This window comes from Paenibacillus sp. FSL R7-0198, assembly GCF_038000415.1.
GTDB lineage: Bacteria > Bacillota > Bacilli > Paenibacillales > Paenibacillaceae > Paenibacillus.
In genome coordinates, this window is the sequence record NZ_JBBOCB010000001.1 from 6,280,851 (window position 1) to 6,302,683 (window position 21,833).

At 41.5% G+C, this 21,833-nt stretch carries 26 protein-coding genes; 25 read left to right on the plus strand and 1 reads right to left on the minus strand.

Annotated features, from left to right (window positions below; translation table 11 throughout):
- Positions 1–316 precede the first annotated feature (316 nt).
- The 6 genes from MKY87_RS27625 (at position 317) to MKY87_RS27650 (ending at position 5,076) form a co-directional block, all read left to right on the plus strand.
- Positions 317–691: a helix-turn-helix transcriptional regulator gene (locus MKY87_RS27625; protein WP_017689061.1), complete on the plus strand. Its 375-nt coding sequence runs from the start codon at positions 317–319 to the stop codon at positions 689–691.
- Between the two features lie 2 nt (positions 692–693).
- Positions 694–1,701: a Gfo/Idh/MocA family protein gene (locus tag MKY87_RS27630; RefSeq protein WP_339784487.1), complete on the plus strand. Its 1,008-nt coding sequence runs from the start codon at positions 694–696 to the stop codon at positions 1,699–1,701.
- A gap of 268 nt (positions 1,702–1,969) precedes the next feature.
- The gene (locus MKY87_RS27635; RefSeq protein ID WP_339784485.1) at positions 1,970–2,410 is read left to right on the plus strand and encodes a ribonuclease; all 441 of its coding nucleotides are present in this window, start codon (positions 1,970–1,972) and stop codon (positions 2,408–2,410) included.
- Between the two features lie 14 nt (positions 2,411–2,424).
- Positions 2,425–2,700 (plus strand): barstar family protein, encoded by a 276-nt coding sequence (locus tag MKY87_RS27640; protein WP_340966965.1) that lies wholly within the window; start codon positions 2,425–2,427, stop codon positions 2,698–2,700.
- Between the two features lie 260 nt (positions 2,701–2,960).
- On the plus strand, positions 2,961–4,250 hold the full coding sequence (locus MKY87_RS27645; protein WP_340966967.1) for an MFS transporter: 1,290 nt from the start codon (positions 2,961–2,963) through the stop codon (positions 4,248–4,250).
- 133 nt (positions 4,251–4,383) lie between these two features.
- Positions 4,384–5,076, plus strand: a complete 693-nt coding sequence (locus tag MKY87_RS27650; RefSeq protein WP_340966969.1) for an ArsR/SmtB family transcription factor — start codon at positions 4,384–4,386, stop codon at positions 5,074–5,076.
- 191 nt (positions 5,077–5,267) lie between these two features.
- Here MKY87_RS27650 and MKY87_RS27655 read toward each other — a convergent pair whose 3' ends face one another.
- A complete protein-coding gene (locus tag MKY87_RS27655) occupies positions 5,268–5,834 on the minus strand; it encodes a TraR/DksA C4-type zinc finger protein (protein ID WP_036609176.1) in 567 nt (188 codons plus the stop codon).
- A 197-nt stretch (positions 5,835–6,031) separates the two neighbouring features.
- On the opposite strand from MKY87_RS27655, the gene MKY87_RS27660 reads away from it, so the two are divergent.
- The 19 genes from MKY87_RS27660 to MKY87_RS27750 all read left to right on the plus strand — a co-directional run bounded on the left by MKY87_RS27660 (position 6,032) and on the right by MKY87_RS27750 (position 21,618).
- A complete protein-coding gene (locus tag MKY87_RS27660; protein WP_340966971.1) occupies positions 6,032–6,409 on the plus strand; it encodes a DivIVA domain-containing protein in 378 nt (125 codons plus the stop codon).
- A gap of 42 nt (positions 6,410–6,451) precedes the next feature.
- Positions 6,452–6,886, plus strand: a complete 435-nt coding sequence (locus tag MKY87_RS27665) for an Rrf2 family transcriptional regulator (protein ID WP_340966972.1) — start codon at positions 6,452–6,454, stop codon at positions 6,884–6,886.
- A 256-nt stretch (positions 6,887–7,142) separates the two neighbouring features.
- Positions 7,143–7,640, plus strand: a complete 498-nt coding sequence (locus MKY87_RS27670) for a metallophosphoesterase family protein (protein ID WP_315936264.1) — start codon at positions 7,143–7,145, stop codon at positions 7,638–7,640.
- Between the two features lie 347 nt (positions 7,641–7,987).
- Complete coding sequence (locus tag MKY87_RS27675; protein WP_340967563.1) at positions 7,988–8,902, plus strand: sugar phosphate isomerase/epimerase family protein; 915 nt, start codon at positions 7,988–7,990, stop codon at positions 8,900–8,902.
- Complete coding sequence (locus tag MKY87_RS27680; RefSeq protein WP_340966973.1) at positions 8,899–10,071, plus strand: Gfo/Idh/MocA family protein; 1,173 nt, start codon at positions 8,899–8,901, stop codon at positions 10,069–10,071. The genes MKY87_RS27675 and MKY87_RS27680 overlap by 4 nt, the downstream gene beginning before the upstream one ends.
- Positions 10,072–10,318: 247 nt before the next feature.
- Complete coding sequence (locus MKY87_RS27685; RefSeq protein ID WP_340966974.1) at positions 10,319–11,416, plus strand: Gfo/Idh/MocA family protein; 1,098 nt, start codon at positions 10,319–10,321, stop codon at positions 11,414–11,416.
- A gap of 301 nt (positions 11,417–11,717) precedes the next feature.
- The gene (locus tag MKY87_RS27690) at positions 11,718–12,275 is read left to right on the plus strand and encodes a shikimate kinase (protein ID WP_340966976.1); all 558 of its coding nucleotides are present in this window, start codon (positions 11,718–11,720) and stop codon (positions 12,273–12,275) included.
- 168 nt (positions 12,276–12,443) lie between these two features.
- Complete coding sequence (locus MKY87_RS27695) at positions 12,444–12,941, plus strand: DUF2716 domain-containing protein (protein WP_340966977.1); 498 nt, start codon at positions 12,444–12,446, stop codon at positions 12,939–12,941.
- 199 nt (positions 12,942–13,140) lie between these two features.
- Positions 13,141–14,013: a phosphotransferase family protein gene (locus tag MKY87_RS27700; RefSeq protein WP_340966979.1), complete on the plus strand. Its 873-nt coding sequence runs from the start codon at positions 13,141–13,143 to the stop codon at positions 14,011–14,013.
- 430 nt (positions 14,014–14,443) lie between these two features.
- Positions 14,444–14,884, plus strand: coding sequence for a hypothetical protein (locus MKY87_RS27705; protein WP_340966981.1), 441 nt, complete (start codon positions 14,444–14,446; stop codon positions 14,882–14,884).
- Positions 14,885–15,506: 622 nt separating this feature from the next.
- A complete protein-coding gene (locus tag MKY87_RS27710; RefSeq protein ID WP_340966983.1) occupies positions 15,507–15,884 on the plus strand; it encodes a hypothetical protein in 378 nt (125 codons plus the stop codon).
- Positions 15,885–16,078: 194 nt separating this feature from the next.
- Complete coding sequence (locus MKY87_RS27715; protein WP_192132250.1) at positions 16,079–16,318, plus strand: hypothetical protein; 240 nt, start codon at positions 16,079–16,081, stop codon at positions 16,316–16,318.
- Between the two features lie 76 nt (positions 16,319–16,394).
- The gene (locus MKY87_RS27720) at positions 16,395–16,610 is read left to right on the plus strand and encodes a hypothetical protein (RefSeq protein WP_340966986.1); all 216 of its coding nucleotides are present in this window, start codon (positions 16,395–16,397) and stop codon (positions 16,608–16,610) included.
- 365 nt (positions 16,611–16,975) lie between these two features.
- Positions 16,976–17,530, plus strand: coding sequence for a hypothetical protein (locus MKY87_RS27725; RefSeq protein ID WP_340966988.1), 555 nt, complete (start codon positions 16,976–16,978; stop codon positions 17,528–17,530).
- A gap of 283 nt (positions 17,531–17,813) precedes the next feature.
- Positions 17,814–18,440, plus strand: coding sequence for a Type 1 glutamine amidotransferase-like domain-containing protein (locus tag MKY87_RS27730; RefSeq protein WP_340966989.1), 627 nt, complete (start codon positions 17,814–17,816; stop codon positions 18,438–18,440).
- A 57-nt stretch (positions 18,441–18,497) separates the two neighbouring features.
- A complete protein-coding gene (locus MKY87_RS27735; RefSeq protein ID WP_340966990.1) occupies positions 18,498–19,268 on the plus strand; it encodes a nucleotidyltransferase in 771 nt (256 codons plus the stop codon).
- A gap of 120 nt (positions 19,269–19,388) precedes the next feature.
- Positions 19,389–19,853: a VOC family protein gene (locus MKY87_RS27740; RefSeq protein ID WP_340966991.1), complete on the plus strand. Its 465-nt coding sequence runs from the start codon at positions 19,389–19,391 to the stop codon at positions 19,851–19,853.
- 316 nt (positions 19,854–20,169) lie between these two features.
- On the plus strand, positions 20,170–20,661 hold the full coding sequence (locus MKY87_RS27745) for a hypothetical protein (protein ID WP_340966992.1): 492 nt from the start codon (positions 20,170–20,172) through the stop codon (positions 20,659–20,661).
- A gap of 156 nt (positions 20,662–20,817) precedes the next feature.
- A complete protein-coding gene (locus tag MKY87_RS27750) occupies positions 20,818–21,618 on the plus strand; it encodes an inositol monophosphatase family protein (protein WP_340966994.1) in 801 nt (266 codons plus the stop codon).
- The last annotated feature ends 215 nt before the right edge of the window (positions 21,619–21,833 follow it).

Here is a 21,833-nt window from a genome sequence, read left to right on the forward strand (position 1 = left end):
AACTCACTAAAAATGGATTTCTGTAACTGGATATAGACAAATTGAACCGTTTCGATCTATATCCAGCCTTGATTGAAGCAGCTAAAGGTATTATGAAATTGATTATTTTGAATAAAAATTAAAATTTCATTACATGAAAAATTCACAACAGAAGACCTTTTTCTGTTCTTCCCCCAAGTTACCGCGTATCCACACGATTTCTTTCTCACCTTCTTTGAAGATGGACAAAAGGGAGGCAAAGCGGAGAAAGATGGCAGAACCCGAACATAAGTTTTATAATACTAGATATATAGGTTCTGACAGGAGGGGAATGAACGTGGCTTTTATGATTGCACAGCGGGCATTTATCAAGCTGTATCTGATTACGATGGTTGAACAGCACAGGGGGTATGGTTACGAGATGCTGGAGGCGATGAAGCAGGAATTCAAAGACTACGGTTACGTACCACCCCAGAGCGAGGTATATCGGGCACTACATGAATTGGTACAGCAAGGTGTTTTTTATCGGACAAAGAAACTGAAGGGCAATGATCCAAAGGTCGATTTTCAGGAAATCGTTTTATATCATTTCACGGATGATGGTGCGGAAAAAGCTGAGTTATACAAGAAACAGGTCAAAACGGACCTGGATCGTTGTCTCGGCATGTTACACAAGGCAGAAGAGGACAATTACGGTATGAAAGGAAGATGAGCATGAACAGACAGTTACAGTGGGGGGTACTCGGTACGTCAACCATTGCCAAAAATGCAGTCATTCCGGCAATCCAGCAGTCTGAACGTGGTGAGGTGTTGGCGATTGCCAGCCGCAGCAAAGAAAAGGCGGAAACCCTTGCCGAAGAACTCGGCATTGCCAGATCGTATGGCAGTTATGAAGAGCTCATCGCTGATCCGGACATTGAAGCCGTCTATATTCCTTTGCCTAACCATATGCACAAAGAATGGACCATCAAAGCGGCACAGGCTGGCAAACACGTGTTGTGTGAGAAACCAGCTGCCCTGAATGCAGATGAATCCGCAGAAATGATTGAGGCGTGTGAGCAGCAAGGTGTTCTTTTTGCAGAAGCAATTATGTATCGTTATCATCCCAAGCACAGACGTGTGCAAGAGATTATAGCTAGTGGAGAGATTGGCATTGTCAGAGCCATCCATGGTAACTTTACGTGTAATACCGCTGATGACAAGGAAAATGTAAGGTTCAAAAGAGAGATGGGCGGCGGATCATTATTTGATCTTGGCGTGTATCCGATCTCGGCAGCCCGGATGTATCTGGGACAGGAACCGGAAGCGGTGACCGTACACGCTTTATTCTCGGACGAGCATGATGGCGTGGATATGATGGCCTCGGGACTGGTCGAATTTCCGAATTCGGTAGCCTTAACTTTTGACTGTGGCATGTGGGCTTCAGGTCGAGCGGAGATGGAGATTCTCGGGACGGAAGGGCGGATTGAACTGCCAAAAGTGTTTGGCTGGGAAAACAGTGATATTCCACCTCAGATTATTGTGCATACGGATTCGGTCAGCCGTGAGGAGCGTGTATCGGTGTCGAATTCCTATGTGCTTCAGGTAGAGACATTTGCAACGGCTGTGCTTGATGGAGCAGCTCTACCTTTCAGTCCGGAAAATACCATTCAAAACATGCGCGTGATTGATGCATGCCTGGAATCGGCTCGAACTCGTCAACGTGTGCAGCTGATCGATTAGATTAGGTCAAGTCAGTTTACACATACTGGTGAATGCAGACTCCATCTTCAGGGATGAGAGTCTTTTTTCTGTCTTAAAATGTTACAATTATAATATTTTACAATTTAAACGTCTGAATTTGATATTTCTACCAAAATGATGTGATATAAATAGTCATGAGATGACTTGTTTACTATAATCTAGCAGAACGCACAACCAGAAGATTACAGCTTGCAGGATGCATATCGTGACAACGTTCATCTACTTTGAAGGATCGGGAGGCCGGATTATGAAAAAGTTGATATCCACCGCATTACTGGCATTGTTGTTAACGTTTGTTTTCCTCACAGGTTCACAGTTCACTCCAGTTGGACAGCAGAAGGCATCTGCTGCAACATGTACCATCATCAATACGTTTACGGGTGTAGCAAACTATTTGAGTGCAAATGGAACGTTGCCATGTAACTTTATTACCAAATCACAAGCAACAGGACTCGGCTGGGTAGCTTCACAAGGAAACTTGGCTGTAGTGGCTCCTGGGAAAAGCATTGGTGGAGACGTATTTGGCAATCGGGAGGGGCTTCTGCCTTCAGCAAGTGGACGTACATGGCGCGAAGCAGATATTAACTATACTTCCGGCTTCCGTAATTCGGATCGGATTGTGTACTCCAATGATGGACTCATCTACAAAACGACAGATCACTATGTATCATTTACACGCATGAAATAGAGGAAGGAGCAGTCATGAACACCGTGATTCTGGATGGAGAAGACTTTGCTAGTAGCGCTGAACTTCATCAGCAATTAAAGGTTAAGTTGAAGCTGCCGGATTTTTATGGGGGTAATCTCGACGCTCTATGGGATTGCCTGACGGGTACGGTTGAACTTCCACTAGAGCTAATATGGACCAACTACCGAATCAGCGAAGAACGACTGGGGAATGAAGCAGGTCGGGTACGTGATTTGATGTTGGAGGTACAGGCTGAACAGGCTGGATTTCAATTGCGTGTTGAGAAGTAGGCAGCAAATAAAGGCAGTTCAAATATAATCCGTCCAGCCGAGCAGACCACATGTGGTCTGTTTTTTTTGTGTTATGGGAGGTTGTTAAAAAGGTTGTTCAAAAAGTCTTTATGTTGATTACGAACATCTAAAAGTAGAGCGAGATGTTACTTTGCGTACTTATCGTTAAAATTATTTTCACGAAGGTATTGATTTCTGCATAACTTACGTTAAAATAAAATTAACATGAAAAATATTTTAACGTTAGGGAGTGGACAGTCATGAACGATAACACAGCAGTTGGCAAGCAGGGTATGGGTGAGCTAATACGAATCAGACCGTACATGCAATTTATGCTTAGTAAAGTTGTATCCAGATTTGGTGATTCGATTGATTCGATTGCTTACAGTTGGATGGTGTACATTCTGACCGGTTCGAAAGTGCTGATGGGCACGTTGCTGGCGGTGAATTTTTTGCCCAATATTCTTCTGGGTCTGTTCGCCGGGGCTTTGGTTGATCGCATGTCTCCCAAAAAAGTGATTGTGATTACGAATACTGGCCGCGGGTTGTTTGTGGGGATTACAGCTCTGCTGTTTGGATTGGGTCAACTTGAAGTCTGGCATCTGTTTGTCATTACAATTCTGAATTCTTTGCTGGAATGTTTCACTACTCCTGCGGAAGTGTCCAGTGTCCCCCGATTACTTCCCCAATCGATGCTGCTTTCGGGTAATGCCATGTCCTCTTCCGCAACCAGAGTGGCCGAACTCGCAGGACTTGCAGTGGCTGGTGCCCTTATTGCTACAATAGGCATTGCCTGGACGATCTTGATTGATGCGGGGTTGTTTGCGCTAAGTGCTTTAATTATGAGCCGAGTCGGCTATCCTGAAACCTCAACATCTGCTAACAATGATAGTAGGACATCGATTGAAATAGATTCTCTTCCATCCGAAAAAAGTAGTATATTCTCCGAAATGGCAGAAGCTTTTCATTTTCTTCGTAAACATTCCTTATTGTTAATTGTCTCTATCCTGTTTGCCTTCATTAATTTCTGCCTGATGCCGTTTAATGTTCTCCGTACACCCTATGTCATTGAAACGCTGCATGCTGGCGCTGGGGGATTGAGTCTGCTCAGTGGGCTGATGGTGGGAGGCATGTTACTTAGCGGTGTATGGTTGACACAAAGGGGAGCGAAATATCGTAAAAGTGTGCTGGTCATCAGCGGTATTGTCATGTTGGGTCTCAGTTATGCGATGACGGCACTACCCGCTTATATGACTTCCTTCCAACTGCCGGTTGCGGCGGCCTTTTGTCTACTGATGGGTATGGGGATTCCGCTGGCTACAACTCCGCTTGGTACCTATCTTATGGAAGTTACCCCTTCGGAGATGCTGGGCAGAGTGTATGCCCTTCAGACTATGCTTGTCTTGAGTGTTGCACCACTTGGGAGTCTGGTTTCGGGAGCACTTGCAGAATGGCTGACCATGCCGGTTCTGTTTATCGTTTTTGGTGTTATGCTGGCCATGTCAGCAGGTATGCTGTTATTTAGCAAAAGTTTTCGAAGTGCTCTGTGAAGATATTCAGAAGTGATCATTAGCCGATTTTCTGTATCAAGTCATTTCCGGCTCGTTTTGACCGAAGTCCTGACGCAGCGGTATAATAGAGACATCGATGGACAACAGGTACCCCGGAAATGAGGATACAGGGATGGAGCACAAGGTTCTTTCAACAATTGAAGAAATTAAAATTTACTCCGATCCGTATCGGATACAGATTATGAATATGTTTAACAAGCAGGGCAGACCATCCACGGTCAAAGAGATCGCCGACCAGATGGGTGAGGTGCCAGCCAAAGTTCACTATCATGTAAAAAAGCTGGAGAAAATCGGTCTGCTGACGATCGTTTCCACGCGTGAGATTAATGGGATTATCGCAAAATACTACGAACCATTCACCGGAGAGATCCATCTCCGTCACGAAGATGAAGACAAGGAAAACTCTCCATTGAAACAGGTGTTTCGATCCGAGACGCTTAAATTATTAAATGAGATGTTTGAACAAAGTCGTCAGCGATTCATGCATCAGGCGGAAAACGAAGATCGGATGTTTCTCTCGGACATCACGCTGTATGCAACCCGTGAGGAAGTAGAGCAGTTGTATAAAAACATCATAAAAATCTGTGAGCCTTATACAACAAAAGAGAATCGACAGGGGGAACATGAGGTCTTTCAGTTATTCTCAGCGCTCTCCAAACCTATAGTGAAAATACCTGCTTCCAAGACAGATGCAAAAGAGAAAAAGAAAGCTACGTCCGGTAAGGGCAAATCAACGCCGAAAACGTCTCGATCTGTGTCTAAGCGGCAGGAATCTGCATCATCTGGTAGTGAATCGAAAGAATAAACGGATGGAATCCATGGGTTCAGCGTTATTGCTGGAAGCAAGTAACAGCAAACGTGAGAGACTGCTTCGGAGAAAACTAGAAAAAGCCGCCCAATGGCGGCTTTTTAATGCGTGATAAGGAAGGCTAATGGTGGAGCAGCCTATGGAATCAAATTCAATTTTGTCGCTTACCGTTTCATTTCATAACGAAGTTACATGTTCTCATCGTAGCCCTTCACATCACGTTTGGCTGCGGTTGCGGGGGAATTAGATGTACCATATTCTTCGACCGCTTCCCAGGCATCTGCGTTGTCGAACTTGCCGGCCCGCTGCTGTCTTCCTTCTCCAGCACCACTCGGAGGCATGGTCATTACTTCTTCTTCAACGGGCCGATCGTTGCTGATCTCCCGATTAGGCGTGTCGTCAATACAGTAAGCGGTATAAGGGATAGCCTCAAGTCGTTCGAAGGGAATATCTTCTCCGCACGTTACACAGGTTCCATATGTACCTTGCTCCATACGTTCCAATGCGTCGTTCACTTGATTGAATTCGTCTGTTAATGTATCGTCAATCGCCAGATCACGGCTACGTTCGAATGTTTCTGTACCCGCATCTGCCGGATGATTATCATAGGAGGACAGTTCACCAGTTGAATCTTTCAGCGACTCGACTGGAGCACCGTCTTCCATGCTGGATTCAAAATGACGCTGCAAGTTTTCACGTTGCTCCAAAAGGGCGTTTTTCAGTATTTGATGTTGATCTTTAGTTAATGTACTCATAAGGGCATGCTCCTTTCCCGTTGTGGGGTGTAGTGAGTCTTTACCCGAATTGGGTGAAAAGCAATCATTTCGTGAGGAATAGGGCTGTATCGTTTTATATCTGACGGATTATGTGTTATAAAAATAGAGAGAGAAAATGCCGTATGATATTTACAGGAAATAGAACCACGGCTTGGCTTATAATGGAGGTTGTCAATATGGATGAACATATGAAACGAAGATTGGATAAACAGAGACAATTGTTTAAACAATTGGGAGTGCAGCTAGATGCGTTATCGATACATGAAAAACAATTTAATTATAAACTTCGTGGTTATGATCCGGATGAGGTAGATGCTTATCTTGATCTGGTCATCAAAGATTACGAACGTTTCTATGCCAATATTGCAGATCTGATGGACAAATGGCAAGAACAGCAGTTAACGATCCGTGATCTCAAGTCGTCTGCAAAACCGGTGGAAGATCCGACCAAGATTGATCGCAAACAGCTGGATGATATTGTGAAACAACTGGAGTACAGTGTGCGACAGATCAAGATCAGAGCACGTCCCGAAAAGGATCTGTTCTCTGAATAACGGCAGCATGTCCTGGATTATATTAAATAAAGGTGGTTAATCATGAGTACTCATTTTTCGGTCAGTGTGCATTGTTTGTTGTTATTGTCTCTCAGCGCGCCTGAACGAATCACGTCTGCACATATTGCAGGTAGCGTGAATACCAACCCTGTCGTCGTCAGACGTATTCTGGGCGGGCTGAAAAAGGCGGGATTGGTGAACTCCTCTCCTGGAACAAGAGGTTTCTATCTGGCTAAGCCGGCAAGTGAAATTACGTTGGCCATGATCTATCAGGCTGCCAAGGACGAAGGTCCGTTGTTCCCAATTCACGGTAATTGTAACCCGGATTGTGAAGTGGGCTTGCACATTGACAGCTTGCTGACCAATCTGTATCAGGTTGCCGAGGCGAAGGTGGAGCAGTTCTTTGCATCCATTACACTCGAAGATATGGAACGTTCCAGTTCACAGATGCAAGCTGTTCCATCACAGACAGAATAGATTGCAATAAAGACTTAAAGTGCATGTTCAAAAAGGGTGGTTTTCAGTACCGAGAAGATGGGATGAAGCTAGAAATGGAGTAGCGGAGCTTAGGAAACTACATGAGCAACTACAATGTTTCCTAAGGAAACAACCTTCGTAAGCATATGCTTAATTCGGCTGAATTCCATATTCGATGCTGCGATGCCGTTAGGCATCCTTCGTAATCAAAAGCGGACTTTTTGAACGACCTCTTAAAGGAAAGGTGGGTTGTTATATGAAAATTGTAGTCATCTCTGACACGCATTGTTCACGTAAATCACAGAAATTACCGGTTAGGCTCCTTGATGTACTGCCGAGTGCCGATCTCATTCTTCATGCCGGTGACTGGTCGGATTGGAGCGTATACCCATTGCTTAGCGAGTATGCACCTGTTGAAGGCGTAGCGGGTAATACAGACCCGTCCGAAATCGCGGAAAAACTGGGGTATTCCCGTATTGTTGAAGTGGAAGGACTTCGTCTGGGGCTTGTGCACGGTCATCTGGGATCAAAGGGTACGGAGCAGAATGCAATTCATACCTTTGCAGGCCAGCATGTGGATGCTGTGATCTACGGACACTCACACATCCCGGTGATGCATACCGTCGATAACACGCTGGTATTTAATCCGGGGTCGCCTACGGATAAACGTTTTCAGAAGCAATACTCATTTGGCATCATGACAATAGATCAGGGGAAAATACAGGCTGAACACGTGTTCTTTGATCGGGATTAGAGAGATAGGCGCTGGTTGCAAGTTGGACTAGTACAAGAGCCAGAACCAGAGACAGCTACTCAAGTGGCGACTTGATAACTGATAGGGAACCTTTTCCTTAAATTTCATCTTATATATATGATTATTGTACAAGGCATCTTTGAACAGAATTGAAATCTGTTCCAGGGATGTCTTTTTTGATTTTTGATCACATCATTCTCTTGGAAGTTATCTCTGAATGGGGAATGTGCTCTGTACGTTATCTGTCATTCATCTGTTGGCGTTTTCCCCTATGGTGACGTTCAGTGGAGTGATACAATGCCTTTACGACATGAAATGAATACGTTTACATAAGGAGATGGATCATGATGAAACTGTCTGTATTCACCGTGGCTACCCCTGATCTGAATGCAGAAGAATTGGCATCGGCTGCGGCAGCGGCGGGGATTGATGGAATTGAATGGAGATTCCGTGGAATTCCTGAAGATGCTATGTCTGAAGAGCCTTCTTACTGGAGAAATAATCGATGCTCCGTAGATCCGAGCCGCTGGGAAGAACAGGTTCCTGTTTTTCGTGAAGCAGCGGTAGGGCAAGGTAGAAAATCCATCGCACTTGTACCGTATCTGGACTGTGGAGATCTGTCTGCCACCGAACAGGCGTTTCAGGCTGCGGCTGGTTTAGGAGCATCTATGATGCGTGTGGGTGTTCCTGTATATGATCGCAAGACCAGTTATCCTGAGTTGTATCGTAAAGCCGTGGATTACCTGAGTGAAGTACAGGATTTGGCCAAACAGTACAACATCAAGGCGATTGTAGAGACACATCATCAGACGATTGCACCGACCGCATCGCTGGCCTATCGGCTTGTGCAATCGCTCGACCCGCAGCATGTTGGTGTATTGTACGATCCAGGCAATATGGTGCATGAAGGATATGAGAATCATCGGATGGGACTTGAGTTACTGGGGCCTTATCTGGCTCATGTACATGTAAAAAATGCCGGGTGGTTTGAACCAGAAGGGAAAGATTCGCAAAAGGCTAAGGTGGCTGAGAAGAGCAGCGGAGTGACTCTGAATACAGCTTGGAAATGTCACTGGACGCCGCTGACTGAAGGCATGGTCGATTGGGTACAGATGGTGCGGGATCTTCGTGCCGTCGGGTATGACGGATTTTATGGAATAGAGGACTTTAGTGGTGCCTTGGAATCCAAGGCGATGTTACAGCATTTTGCAGACGTTTTCGCCGAAATTGAGCGTCGTGTGGACGAGGAGGAGCAGTCATGAGTATCGTACGAGTAGCGGTTATTGGTATTGGAAACATGGGAGCAGCACATGCCAGAACGTTGGTGGCTGGAGAAGTACCCGGTGCAGAGCTGGTCGCCGTATGTGATGTAAGAAGAGAGATGGAGAGCTGGGTATCCAGTCACCTTCCGGCAACGGTCACCTATTGGCAGGATGCAGAGCAGATGATGGCTTCGGGTACGATTGATGCAGTCATTATTGCAACGCCGCATTATGATCATCCGGAACAGGCCATTCAGGCTTTCCAGCATGGCTTGCATGTCATGATCGAGAAGCCGGCCGGTGTATATACGAAACAGGTACGCAAGATGAATGAAGCGGCCGCAGCCAGTGGCAAAGTCTTTTCCATGATGTATAACCAGCGGACCAACCCACTCTACATTAAACTAAGAGACTTAATTGCGTCGGGGGAACTGGGCGAGGTACGCCGTACCAATTGGATTATTACGAACTGGTACCGATCCCAAAGTTACTATGATTCCGGCGGCTGGCGGGCAACTTGGGCAGGAGAAGGTGGCGGTGTACTGATTAACCAGGACCCGCATCAACTGGATCTGTGGCAGTGGACAATTGGCATGATGCCGGTACGAATGCGTGCTTTCTGTTCATTTGGCAAGTATCGGAACATTGAAGTGGAAGATGATGTAACCGCTTATGTGGAGTATGAAAATGGAGCAACTGGTGTTTTCGTAACGACTACTGGTGAAGCACCAGGTACGAACCGATTTGAGGTCAACGGAGACCGAGGTAAAATCGTGATCGAAGACGGAAAACTTACGTTCTGGCGACTTCGGGAATCTGAGCCTGAATTCAATCAGCGGTTTACCGGAGGTTTTGGACTACCAGAATGTTGGAAATGTGAGATTCCGATTACAGGTGTGGAAACGGGGCATCCGGGTCTGATTCGCAATTGGGTAGATGCCATTCGTATAGGCGCACCACTTATTGCTCCCGGTGAGGATGGTATACACGGATTAACATTATCGAACGCTATGTTACTGTCCACCTGGACGGATAACTGGGTGGATCTGCCGATCGATGAGGATCTGTTCTACGAGCATCTGCAGGAACGCATTGCTGGATCAACGACGAAGAAAGACAAGGCATTCAGTGGCAGTCAACCTGCTGATTTGAGTCAGACGTTTAAATGAAGACGATTTGTTATATAAGTTGAACTAATCATTTACACGTAACGGAGAGGACAGAAAAAACCTGGAAAAGCGAAGCGTTCGCCTTTATCCCCGGATTTTCCCCTTTGGAAAAGGGAATCAAAAAATCTGGGGATAACAGCGATTGGAAGGTTATTCTGTCATCGTAGTGTCTGTGTGAATAATCTCTAGTTCAGCTTATATAGACGAGTTCATTGTAATCAACATTTTATAAAAAGGATGGGATGACATGGCTAAAGACGGGATGTTCTATGCACCAAAAAGTGTTACAAAAGAGGTCGTATGTGGTCCGGGTGAGTTCACGATTGCTGCTGTCGCGCTGGATCATGGACACATCTACGGCATGGTTGGGGCATTGTTGGAGGCTGGTGCTACCCTCAAGTGGGTGTATGATCCGGACCCGGCGAAGGTAGCGGCATTTCAGAAGCAGTTCCCACAGGCTCAAGTTGCTGGATCTGAAGCCGAAGTGCTTGCAGATGATGAGGTGTTATTGGTGGCAAGTGCAGCGATCACTTCAGATCGTGCGCCGCTTGGCATGAGAGTTCTGGCCGCAGGCAAGGATTATTTTACAGACAAAGCCCCGTTCACCACGCTGGAGCAATTAAAGCTTGCACGAGAAGAAGTGAAGCGAACGGGCAAAAAGTATATGGTGTATTACAGTGAACGACTGCATGTAGAAAGTGCGATCTATGCGGGGCAGCTCATTGAACAGGGGGCAATCGGCAAAGTAGTGCAAGTTATGGGTACAGGCCCGCATCGCCTGAATGCTGGAGGAAGACCCGACTGGTTCTTCAAGCACGAGCAGTATGGCGGTATTCTCTGTGATATCGGGAGTCACCAGATCGAACAATTTCTGACGTTTGCATCATGTACGGACGCTGAGGTAGGGTTCAGTCGTGTGCATAACTTCAATCACCCACAGTTCCCGGAACTGGAAGACTTCGGCGAAGCTTCTCTGATTGGTGATAACGGAGCTTCCGGTTACTTCCGAGTGGACTGGTTCACACCGGATGGTCTGGGCACATGGGGCGATGGGCGTACGGTTATTCTTGGAACGGACGGTTATATCGAACTGCGGAAGTATATCGACATCGCAAGGGAACCTCAGGGGGATCAGGTGTACCTGGTCAATCATGAAGGGGAGTACCGCTACAATGTAAAAGGCAAGGTCGGGTACCCGTTCTTCGGTCAGCTGATTCGCGATTGTCTGGATCGCACCGAGACAGCCATGACACAGGAACATGCATTCAAAGCGGCAGAACTCTGCCTGATTGCACAGCATAAAGCGATGAGCGAGCGTGTGGTTTGGAGTGGTGGAACGAAGTAATGTTTTAGGTGAAGGGGAGCAAAGGTTGATCACTAAAGGTTATCCGTAATTCTTCTTTTGTTAAGTGAAGAAAGAGCAGCCCAAATGTTAAACTGCATCCAACAGGTTAGTTATGTCTAATGAATGGAGTAGTTCACACTGGAGCTGCTTTTTTGAGTATGTTTGTGACTTCGCATATGGATTAATTTGGGTTATATTATATGTAGTTCGGATATTGTTTGAAAAGAGAGGTGTTTACGAAGTTCGTAGATATGATGTTATAAGAAATTGGCGCAAGATATTAAGAACCGGGGTGATACCTATGAAGTTCATATTGATATTTGGCCCACAGGCCGTTGGAAAGATGACGGTTGGTCATGAATTAACGAAAATAACGGAATTGAAATTGTTTCACAATCATATGTCGATCGAGCTATTTCATCCCTTTTTTGGTTTTGGTAGTGAAACTTGGAGGTTATCAAGTATTGTAAGAAGAGAGCTTTTTGAATCGTTTGCAAGCAGCAACCAGTATGGACTTATTTTTACTTACCTTTGGGGGTTTGATCTTCAGAAGGACTGGGAATTCGTCAAGCAAACATGTAACTTGTTTGAATCGAAAGGGGCAGGAATTTATTTTGTTGAATTAGAGTCAGATATAGAAGAACGATTAAAACGAAATACAACGGCGTTTAGACTCGATCAAAAACCAACAAAAAGAAATATTGAACATTCTAAAATGGACTTAATCAAAACGATGGAAGAACATCGACTCAATTCTAAAGAGGGAGAAATTACTAGAGAGAACTATTTGAGAATCAATAATACAAATTTAAGTGCAGATGAAGTCGCAAGATTAATTAAAGATGAATTTAATTTATAGTACGTGTGAGTAATTTAAGAAGGAGCCAACATCTTATAACATAATATTCACGCTGCGAGCATTCGCTCTTGGTCCGGCATTCGCCGGACACCCAGCATATGCTGGGTCGTGAATACAGGAACGTTATAGGAAATAGGCCGGAAAACAATAATATATGAGGGTGATTCTATGAAAGACTGGATGAAGATCGATTCTTCTCTTAACTATCAATTATGGGAGAGAGTATGTAAAAACTTTAATTTCAAACCCAGTATTTATAAGGAAGAATGGCCAAGTTTTACTCCGCCTAGTCCCTTTATTGTTTATAATATTGCTCATCTATATGGACCAAATTTCGAGAAGTTATATAGTGATTTAGAGACATGTATAACAAAGGCTATGATTAAGTGCTCTGATGAAGATGAATATTTGTATGTACTCGATTGGCAACATGAATCATATTTGTTTAACCCACGGCTTGATAGCCCCAGGAATGAGCTGAATGAATGGCCTATCCCTTTATATCCCAATGGGGACTACTACCTTTTTATTAAGAAGGATTTTTCATGGGGGTATTTAGGTCACCCATGGGAGAAATCAATTTGTATTTTTGGAGAAGAACTATTAAAAGCTATAGAAACAAATAAGCCAAAACTATTTAATCAGGAATTAAGAAGAAGTATTTGAAGGAGTATTCGAAGAAGCGGCCTACTACATATAACATAATATTTACGCTGTGGCTCCTTATGGAGCCTTGGTCTGCGAGGTGGATTTCGAAGAGGCATTTCAGCAGACAACCCCTTCGGGGTTCATGAATACAGGAACGTTATAGGAAATAAGCAACAATTCAAGTAAACAAAATATTTATTATTGAAGGAGCTTGTATATGATCTCTACCTTCGTTCGACGCATTCAAGAAGTTTACCCAAATTTACATATTCAAGATGTTAAACAAAATGAGATCGGACAGAATAATAACGTATTTATTCTTAATGAATCTCTCGTTTTTAGGTTTCCTAAGTATAAGGAAGGATTAGAGAAATTAAAGCGAGAAACCGAGATGTTAGAAACTATTAGTAAGACTGTAACATTGCAGATTCCCTATCCAGCCTATAAATCTATTGATGAGATGGAGGTAGGTAAGGTTTTCATGGGCTATGAGCTGATTGAAGGTGCTCCTTTTTGGAAGGAAGAATTATTAACCATCAAAAGCCAAGACCTAATGGTTACAATTGCCTCACAACTTGTTGCTTTTCTTATTGAACTCCATTCTATGGAAATACCGAAAGCAGTTGTTATTCAAAAACAACATGAAAGTGTACATAGAATTATAGAAAATCTGTTTATTAGAATAAGAGAGAAACTCTTTCCATTTATGCGTGTAGATGCGCAAGAAAAAGTAGTAGATAACTTTAATACATTTTTAAATAATACTCATAGTCAGAATTTAGAGAAAACCTATATTCATGGAGACTTTGGAGCAGGCAATATCATATGGAATCGAAAAGAAAACAGAATTGCAGGAGTTATTGACTTCGGAGGCTCAGGACTTGGGGATCCAGCATATGATTTCGCAGGAATTCTCTCCAGTTACGGAGAAGAGTTTTGTGAAATATGCACTAATCTGTATCCGGGTGGAAAACAAATTTCAGAACGAGTTCACTTTTATAGAAGCACCTTTGCTTTACAGGAAGCTTTACATGGGATAGATCATAATGATCAAGAAGCTTTTGAGAATGGAATTAAAGAATTTAAATAGCTCAAAGAGGGCTGACAACCTATAACATAATATCTACGCTGCGGGCCGTTCGGCCCTTGGTTCGCGAGAAGTGGAAAGCGGAGAAGTTGAATCAGCGAACAACCCTGAGAGGCTAAGTCCGTCGGACCCGGTCGCTGGTGCTCCCTTAAGCCTCTCGAGTTCGTAGATACAGGAACGTTATACGCAACCCCTTAAGAATGTTAAACCATGCAACCAATTAATAACAAATAATAAATATAGGTGAAAGAATACATTTACAACGTAGCAGTTGAAAACCAGGATGAACGGAATATTAGAAGGTGTACCATATAACAATAAATTTCCACATCGTTAGTTATGCTCCTTGGTCATCAAGAGGAATACCAGAGAAGCGGATTCATAATAAAGTGCAAACTAAAGAATATTTCTATTATGCGAAAGAGAGGATCAAATGAATTATCATTTTGGTTTTTCATGGAAGGGTCTGATAATCTTTTTATTGCCAATGATACCAAATATATTTTATTTTTTAATCCCTGCGTCAGATATATCAGGAAACAATGCAAATAGCCATTTGATTTTAGATGTTTTGGAGCACGGAAGTCAGGCGATATTTTTCTTTCTTCTGATATTTGTTGTAAGAAAACAAGCATCTGAAATGCGGTGTCCGTATATAATTGGTATGGCAATAATGTTGATTTTTTATTATGGGCTATGGATATTGTATTTTACAGGCAACGCAAACTCGATTATTTTTTTGGGGATGGCCGTTCTCCCGGTAGTATATTTTATAATAGCTGAGATTTGGCTTCAAAATTATCTGGCTATTATACCAACAGTACTTTTTGGTATTGTGCATGTCATTAATACATATTTGTCTATTGCGAATTAAAGGGAGGACAACAATCCTCTTAAATTGTGATTGTGCGTTCAGCATGTATTCTATATCAAGGATTAAGTCCCGAGTGGTGAGGTTAGAAGTAAGCCATAGCTTAAGGCAGGGGTGTCCAACTTGAGCAGGAATCTGAATGAAGCCATCGGCAAATCTCCGGTCCGAGGAACACGAGCCTCTTATAAGGGTAGCGTTCATTGAATGAAGTTACTACACAAACCAAAGTTGATACTGCTGAAGGCGTACGAGAGTAAATGAGGGGATCTTTCCTATGCGGAAACGGATTTGATAGAACCAAAAGATAAAACACGTAAAGACATAATAAATACATAAAACACACAAGACATATAATGATGTGGAATCGAAGAAGAAGGGGCAGCGTATAACAATGCATTTTTGCTTCGTCGCTGACGCTCCTCGGTCTGCCCAAAGAGGAATGACAGGAAATTGGAATCAGGCGACACATCCAGCCGGCTAAGTGGCAGAGCCACCCGGACCTCCGATCCTTAAGCCGTTTGGACGTCAGAAATGCGCAACGTTATACGCAATACCCTAAAATTAAGAAGAAACTAAAGAACAATAAAAGAAGAAACATAATAAAACTTAATTGAAGGTGATAATTATGAGAGATTGGGACTACAGTAAGCCTTGGTTCCATGGCTCGCCATTATTTCTAAATGAATTACTAGTCGGAAGCACAATAACTCAAGATCGAGAGTTAGCAAGAATCTTTTCGCAGAAACCATCTATTGTTTCTTTTGATGAGAATGGCGCAAGATTTCATAATGGTAAGTTATGTGGATACATTTACATAATTGATGAGGAAATTATAAGTGAGGATGTATATCCACATCCAGCAACTACCATGAAACCTGGTGAAGAATGGCTCATAAAAAGAGGATTAAAAGTACGAAAGATAGATGAGACGAGAACAAGAGCGGAAGAACAACTTTCAGAGGAAGAGGAGTTAGAATTATTGGAAAAGCTAAATAACAGATAGCCCATAGCTTGGTCACAGAAGAGGGCACTGCAAATAACAATATATTCACGCCTCGGGCCATTCGGCCCTGGGTCAGGCAGGGGAATTGGGAGCAGCCGGACAACCCTGCACTGGCTAAGTCCGTCAGACCCGGCTGTAGCCCTTAAGCCAGTGAGGGTTCGTGAATACAGGAACGTTATCTGTAAGATTGAAAAATGATTAAAACTGTAAAAAGAAAAAGTATATATTATCTAATTATAGAGTTAATTCAATTGCAACGTTCTGTTGCTAGAGGGGAAGTGATCAAGGTGCTAATTTTGATCCTGCTTATAATTATTGTTATGGGAGTAGCAATTATAGATGGGAGATTAAAAAAGAAACTTGAAAATGATAAAAGAATTATTGAAAGATTAGATGTGTTAATTAATGAAGTGAGAGATATCCGTAAAAAATAGAGAAATAATAATCACAAAAGAAAATAAAGGTTTATTGTTAATTGTAAATCGCTAAAACCTATCAAATTCAAATCAGATGGAAAATAGGATTAAGTGGACTTGTTTACAAAAGGCACAAACGATTTCTTTTTTTTATCAGGGATGCATTTCTAACGGACAACTGATTAGTAGTAATGAAGAAAGTATAGAACTTCAATTCTTTAATCCTGATGAAATGCCTGATTTATTTAATCAGCAACATACTGATGCTTTTAATGATTTCAGGACTCAAAGAGTAGAAGTATTTAGATAGAATTAGAATAAAGTCTTAGGGGTGAAGGCAGATTCTAAGACGACTGATCCATAACATAACATTCACGCTACGGGCGTTAGCCCTTGGCCCGGCATCCGCCGTACACTCGACATGTGTCGAGTCGTGAATACAGGAACGTAAGGTGAAATTCAGCAGAATGCTAAAAACTTTATCAAATCGAAGGAATAGATAACAACACCTGAATGGAAATAAAAGTGATATAGATCAGTTAAGGAGATCGTTTGGTTGGTTCCAGTTCCCAAATGTCTAAACTTTTCTTCAAAGCAAGTTTTTGTACGATGCCGACCCTTGTAACAATCAGAAAGGGCTTCATTAAAGCACTGAAGCGAAAGGAATATATAAACATGAACAATTCCCTCCTGAAACTTCGAAAGAAATTTATCTTGATAATAGTGATTATAGATATAATTTGGTTATTTTCATTTATCATCAATTATGATATTACTATATTCAAAAAAAGTAACTTTGTAGTGCCTATCGTACTACACATCATTCTATTTTTTTGGTTAGGCTATAAAAGTAAAGGAAAAAAGCTAATTCTTTTTGTTATTTTGATTATTTTTTCTTCTCTTCTTTTGATTAAGTATTCATTTGCTCCAGTATTTGATCCATACAGCTACAAACATCTGCATATCCCTGGCCCTGGACATTATAGTGAAGTTATAGTTGAACATCGAGCTAATCTGCTGGATCAAGGCATTACACAGTATCGTGTCTACCAAACGAAGTTTTGGGGTTTATTCTTAACTGAGTTAACGACTAAGGAAGTTGTGATAGAAGAGCCACATGACTTATATCTTTCCCAAGAAGATACTTTTGATTACTCTGCTCCAAAATGGACGAGAGGGACAGTTAGCTTTGATACCTATAAAGGAAAACTTACTTTCAAGCTTAAATGACTGAACATAAAACCCAAAATATTTATGAATTGGATTACTTCAAGAAGGTGCTATGGAAAGGCATTAGGATAGGGACATAAGTACATTTTAAATGAGAACTCAAAGAAGCGCCCGACATCACCTACCATAATATTCATGCTGCAGACAGTCATCCTTCGTCCGGCATTTGCCGGACACTCAGCATACGCCGAGTCCTGAATACAGGAACGTTAGCAGAAACCAAGGGATTCCTTAATCAAATTATAAAGATTAGATATACTATTAGTTAAGGACGGGGATTGCAATGAGTAGATTGTTACTAACCTCTTGTGGTTTTTATACTGAAGATATTAAAAATCAATTTCTGGAGTTTATTGATGGAGAAATTTCTCAATTAAAGGTCTCAATTATTACAACAGCATCCCCTTCAAAAGAAACGAATAGATATGCACAAAGAGCATTGCAAGAGTTTAAGGACATGGGATTTCAGCATATCAATTTTGTAGATATTGAATTTGATGATCCGCAAATTCTCTTACATAGAGATGTTATATATATCAATGGTGGAAATCCATTTACATTATTGTATTACGCTAAGAAAAGTGGTGCTGATGAAATTATCAGAACACTGGCCGCACAGAATGCAATTATCGTTGGAGTAAGTGCAGGAACGTTATTACTGGGGCCGAATATTAACATTGTGGATTTCTTTACTCCACAGATGAACACAATGAATTTAACGGATTTTAAGGCATTAGGTGTAATCGACAAGCTTATTTTTCCTCACTATGATCGAGAGGACATATTTAAAGATAGTACTAATAAAACAATTGAAGAGAGAATAGTAGAATTTGAATCCATTGAAAACTGTACGGTGACAAGGCTTAAAGATGAAGAATATATCTCAATCTTAATGAACCAAGCACATTGAAATTCGTAAATTCATTATATATAGCTCGAAGAAGTTCTTATTTTAGGAGGAGTCTATATGATATTAGAAAAAGTTATAAATAGAATTGCAATACAAAGTGAATATAAGGATTTGGTTGATAAGTATGTGGATCATATTCTTAACGAATTCAAAGATAAGATTCATAGCATTTATATGTGTGGCTCGATTCCCAAAGGAACGGCTCAACCTTGTAAGTCAGATGCAGACTTTACTATTGTATGTGCAAATCCCGAAGATATTGATTACGAAAGATTATCAATGATTAAAGACAGGCTTTTGGAAGAATATTCATTCGTCACTAAGATGGATACGATCATTTGCTCGATTGATGATGTATTAAGTAGACCGAACGATTGGGGTTTTTGGGTTAAGATCATTTGTGTTTGCATACATGGGGAGGACATTGGTGAAAAAGTACCCCCGATCATAATTTCTCCAGAATTCATTTTAGACTTAAATACAGATACCAAGGAGGAAGTAGATCGTGTTCATCGTTCACTTTCTAATGTTAGTGATCACTCAATGAAAACTAGATATATTAAAGGTTACTCTAAGAGATTAATTCGTGCATTATACTCTTTGGTTTTAGAAGATACAGGGGTATGGGAAGATGAAATCATCAAGATGAAGAATGCCATATTAAACTATTGTGAGATTGACTCCGCTTTAGTTGAGTATTTATATGCTTGTTACTTGGATAGTAGCAATGTACTTGTTGAAGAGTTTCTGGAAATCGCAGATGAAGTATATCGCTATTTTGAGAACACTCTAAATACAATGGCTGCTTCCAGAAATTCATTTGACTAACAATATATTAACGATCGTAATCACCTTGAGAAGCGAGTGACCACATCCAGCCCCTAAGCCCGTCGGGACATCGCCAATACAAAACGTTATCTGAAACTGGCAAGATTGAAAGGAGAAAATATGATACTTGGGTTGTATGAAGCACATTTACCAGTGAGTAACTTACATCAATCAATCGAATTTTATTCTAAATTAGGATTAGAGCTGGCCTGGAGAGATGAAGATACAGCTTTCTTCTGGATTGAAAAAGAAAAGAGTTGGGTCGGTCTATGGCAAGGCGAAGAGTATCTCACTTCTTATCATCCATCATTAAGGCATATAGCATTTCGAGTTAGTTATGAAGATCTTAGACATAGTGTGAAATGGCTTCAAACCATTGAAATAGAGCCTGTCCCATTTGGAAAAAGAGATTCAATAGATCCATTTGTTAGGCCTAATCAGGGAAATGCTTCGGTCTACTTCAATGATCCAGATGGAAATAGTTTAGAATTAATGTGTTTTGTAAGTGTCCCTGAAAACTTAAAGAATATATCAAATAAATTATCAATCGAAGAATGGGAAGAACTTTTGAAAGATAAAAACTAAAGAATGTATTGGGGTATTTAAAAGAAGTATCAGCATCAGATAACATAATATTCAAGCTGCGGCTCCTTCGGAGTCTTGGTCTGCCAGATGAAAGCGCTTCACCATATATTCAACTACGTTGAACGATGAATATAGAAACGTTAAGCGAAATAATTGCTAGTGGAAGGAGATTTAAATGCATATTAGAGGAATAATTCTTGAATGATACTCAAATGCCGGGAAGACTTCAGTATTAAAAGCAATTAAACGTTATCAATCACAAGAAGAATCCTCAGAACGGAGCGTAGTTATTCTTGGAGAACATTATTCTCAAATTTTGAATAATAAACATGGAGAATATGTAAGTCTAACCCGAGAAGGACATATTGAGTTACTTAAAGAGCGGGTTGAAATGCTAAAGAAACTTAACGAATGGGCAATTCAACTTGGTCCTGCATCTAGAGGATCTAGGGGACTATTTTATGTTCTGGAGAGGTTTCACTTAAATCATAGAGCCGCATTTGTAGATTCGGATTTGGATGAGATAAATAAAATAGAAGAACAGCTTGAGTCTTTAGGTGCCAGGTGTATTTTGCTTACAATCTCGCCCGAAGTTGTAGAAGAAAGAATTAAAAGTAGACAACCAGAAGAATGGATCTATAAAACAGAAGAAGAAGTAAGATCGTCGGTAAGTGAACTATTAAGAATCCAAAATGTATTAAGACATCAAGCTCAAATCTCAAGAGTTCCAACAATAGAAATCAATACAGATGATAAGAATTGGGATGAGTATGTAAGGGTAATCATGGAGGGCAACCACATCGCCTAACCAGATGTTCAAGCATCGTCGCTAGTGTTCCTCGGTCTGGTAGACGCTATAAGCAGAAGAATGTATCCAGATAGACGTATCAGGCATTCGTCGGTCTTCGTAAACACAAAACGTTATGTGAAATCAGCTAAAATCAAAATCAATATGAGGTGCGTAATGGATCGTAAGATTATTCAAACCGCAAAAGAGATTGCAATAAGAATTATTCGCGAAGCAGGTCTAATCTCTAAAGAGAAGTTTGATAACTTTGTTGAACTGAGATCTAAAGATGAATTTGGGGATGTGGTTACTGAAGTAGATCATATCTGTGAAGAAATCATTATCAAACAAATACAAGACGTATTTCCAAGTCATCAGATACACAGTGAAGAGGCAGGGCTTATCGGAACTAAGCACGATTGGTTATGGTTAATTGATCCTTTAGATGGAACTAATAATTTTGCGATTGGTTTACCTGTTTTTGCGATATCAATTACCTTAATGTACAAAAGAGAGCCTGTGCTTGGAGTGGTCTATGAACCTCTAACAGAACGTTTATTTGTATCTGTTATTGGTGAAGGGGCAAGCTGCAATAATCGACAAATACAAATTAAGAGTAACCCGAATATTTTCAAAGGAAATATAGGTTGGATTCAAGGTCACAGAGTACAAAACGACCCACAAGCAGTAAAACTAAGACAACACATTGATATTAGATTTAAACGAATGTTAAGATTATGGGCTCCAACGCTTCAATGGTGTATGTTGGCCAAAGGAGATATTGATGGAATTGTTCTGTACAATTCTGAAGGTGATGACTTGTATTCAGGTATCTTAATGGTTAAGGAAGCAGGGGGACTTGTTATAGATTTTGATGGAAATAAGTTTAACGGAATGAAAGAAGAACCTTATTTAATTGCATGTCACCCAGACCACAAAGAAGAATTATTGCAAATTGTAAGAGAAGGATTGAGTTAACGCTAAAAGCAACTGACATCATCTAACATTATATCCACGCTCCGGAGCTTGACAGCTCCTTTGTCCACGAGAGGCGAACGGCAGGGAAGAGAATTTAGCGGACACATCCGTCCTGACTAACCGCATCGCGGCTGGAGACCCTTTTCGGTCCTTAAGTCGGTGGGACATCGTGGGTACAGGAAGGTTATACGACATTCTCTAATTATATTTGTGTG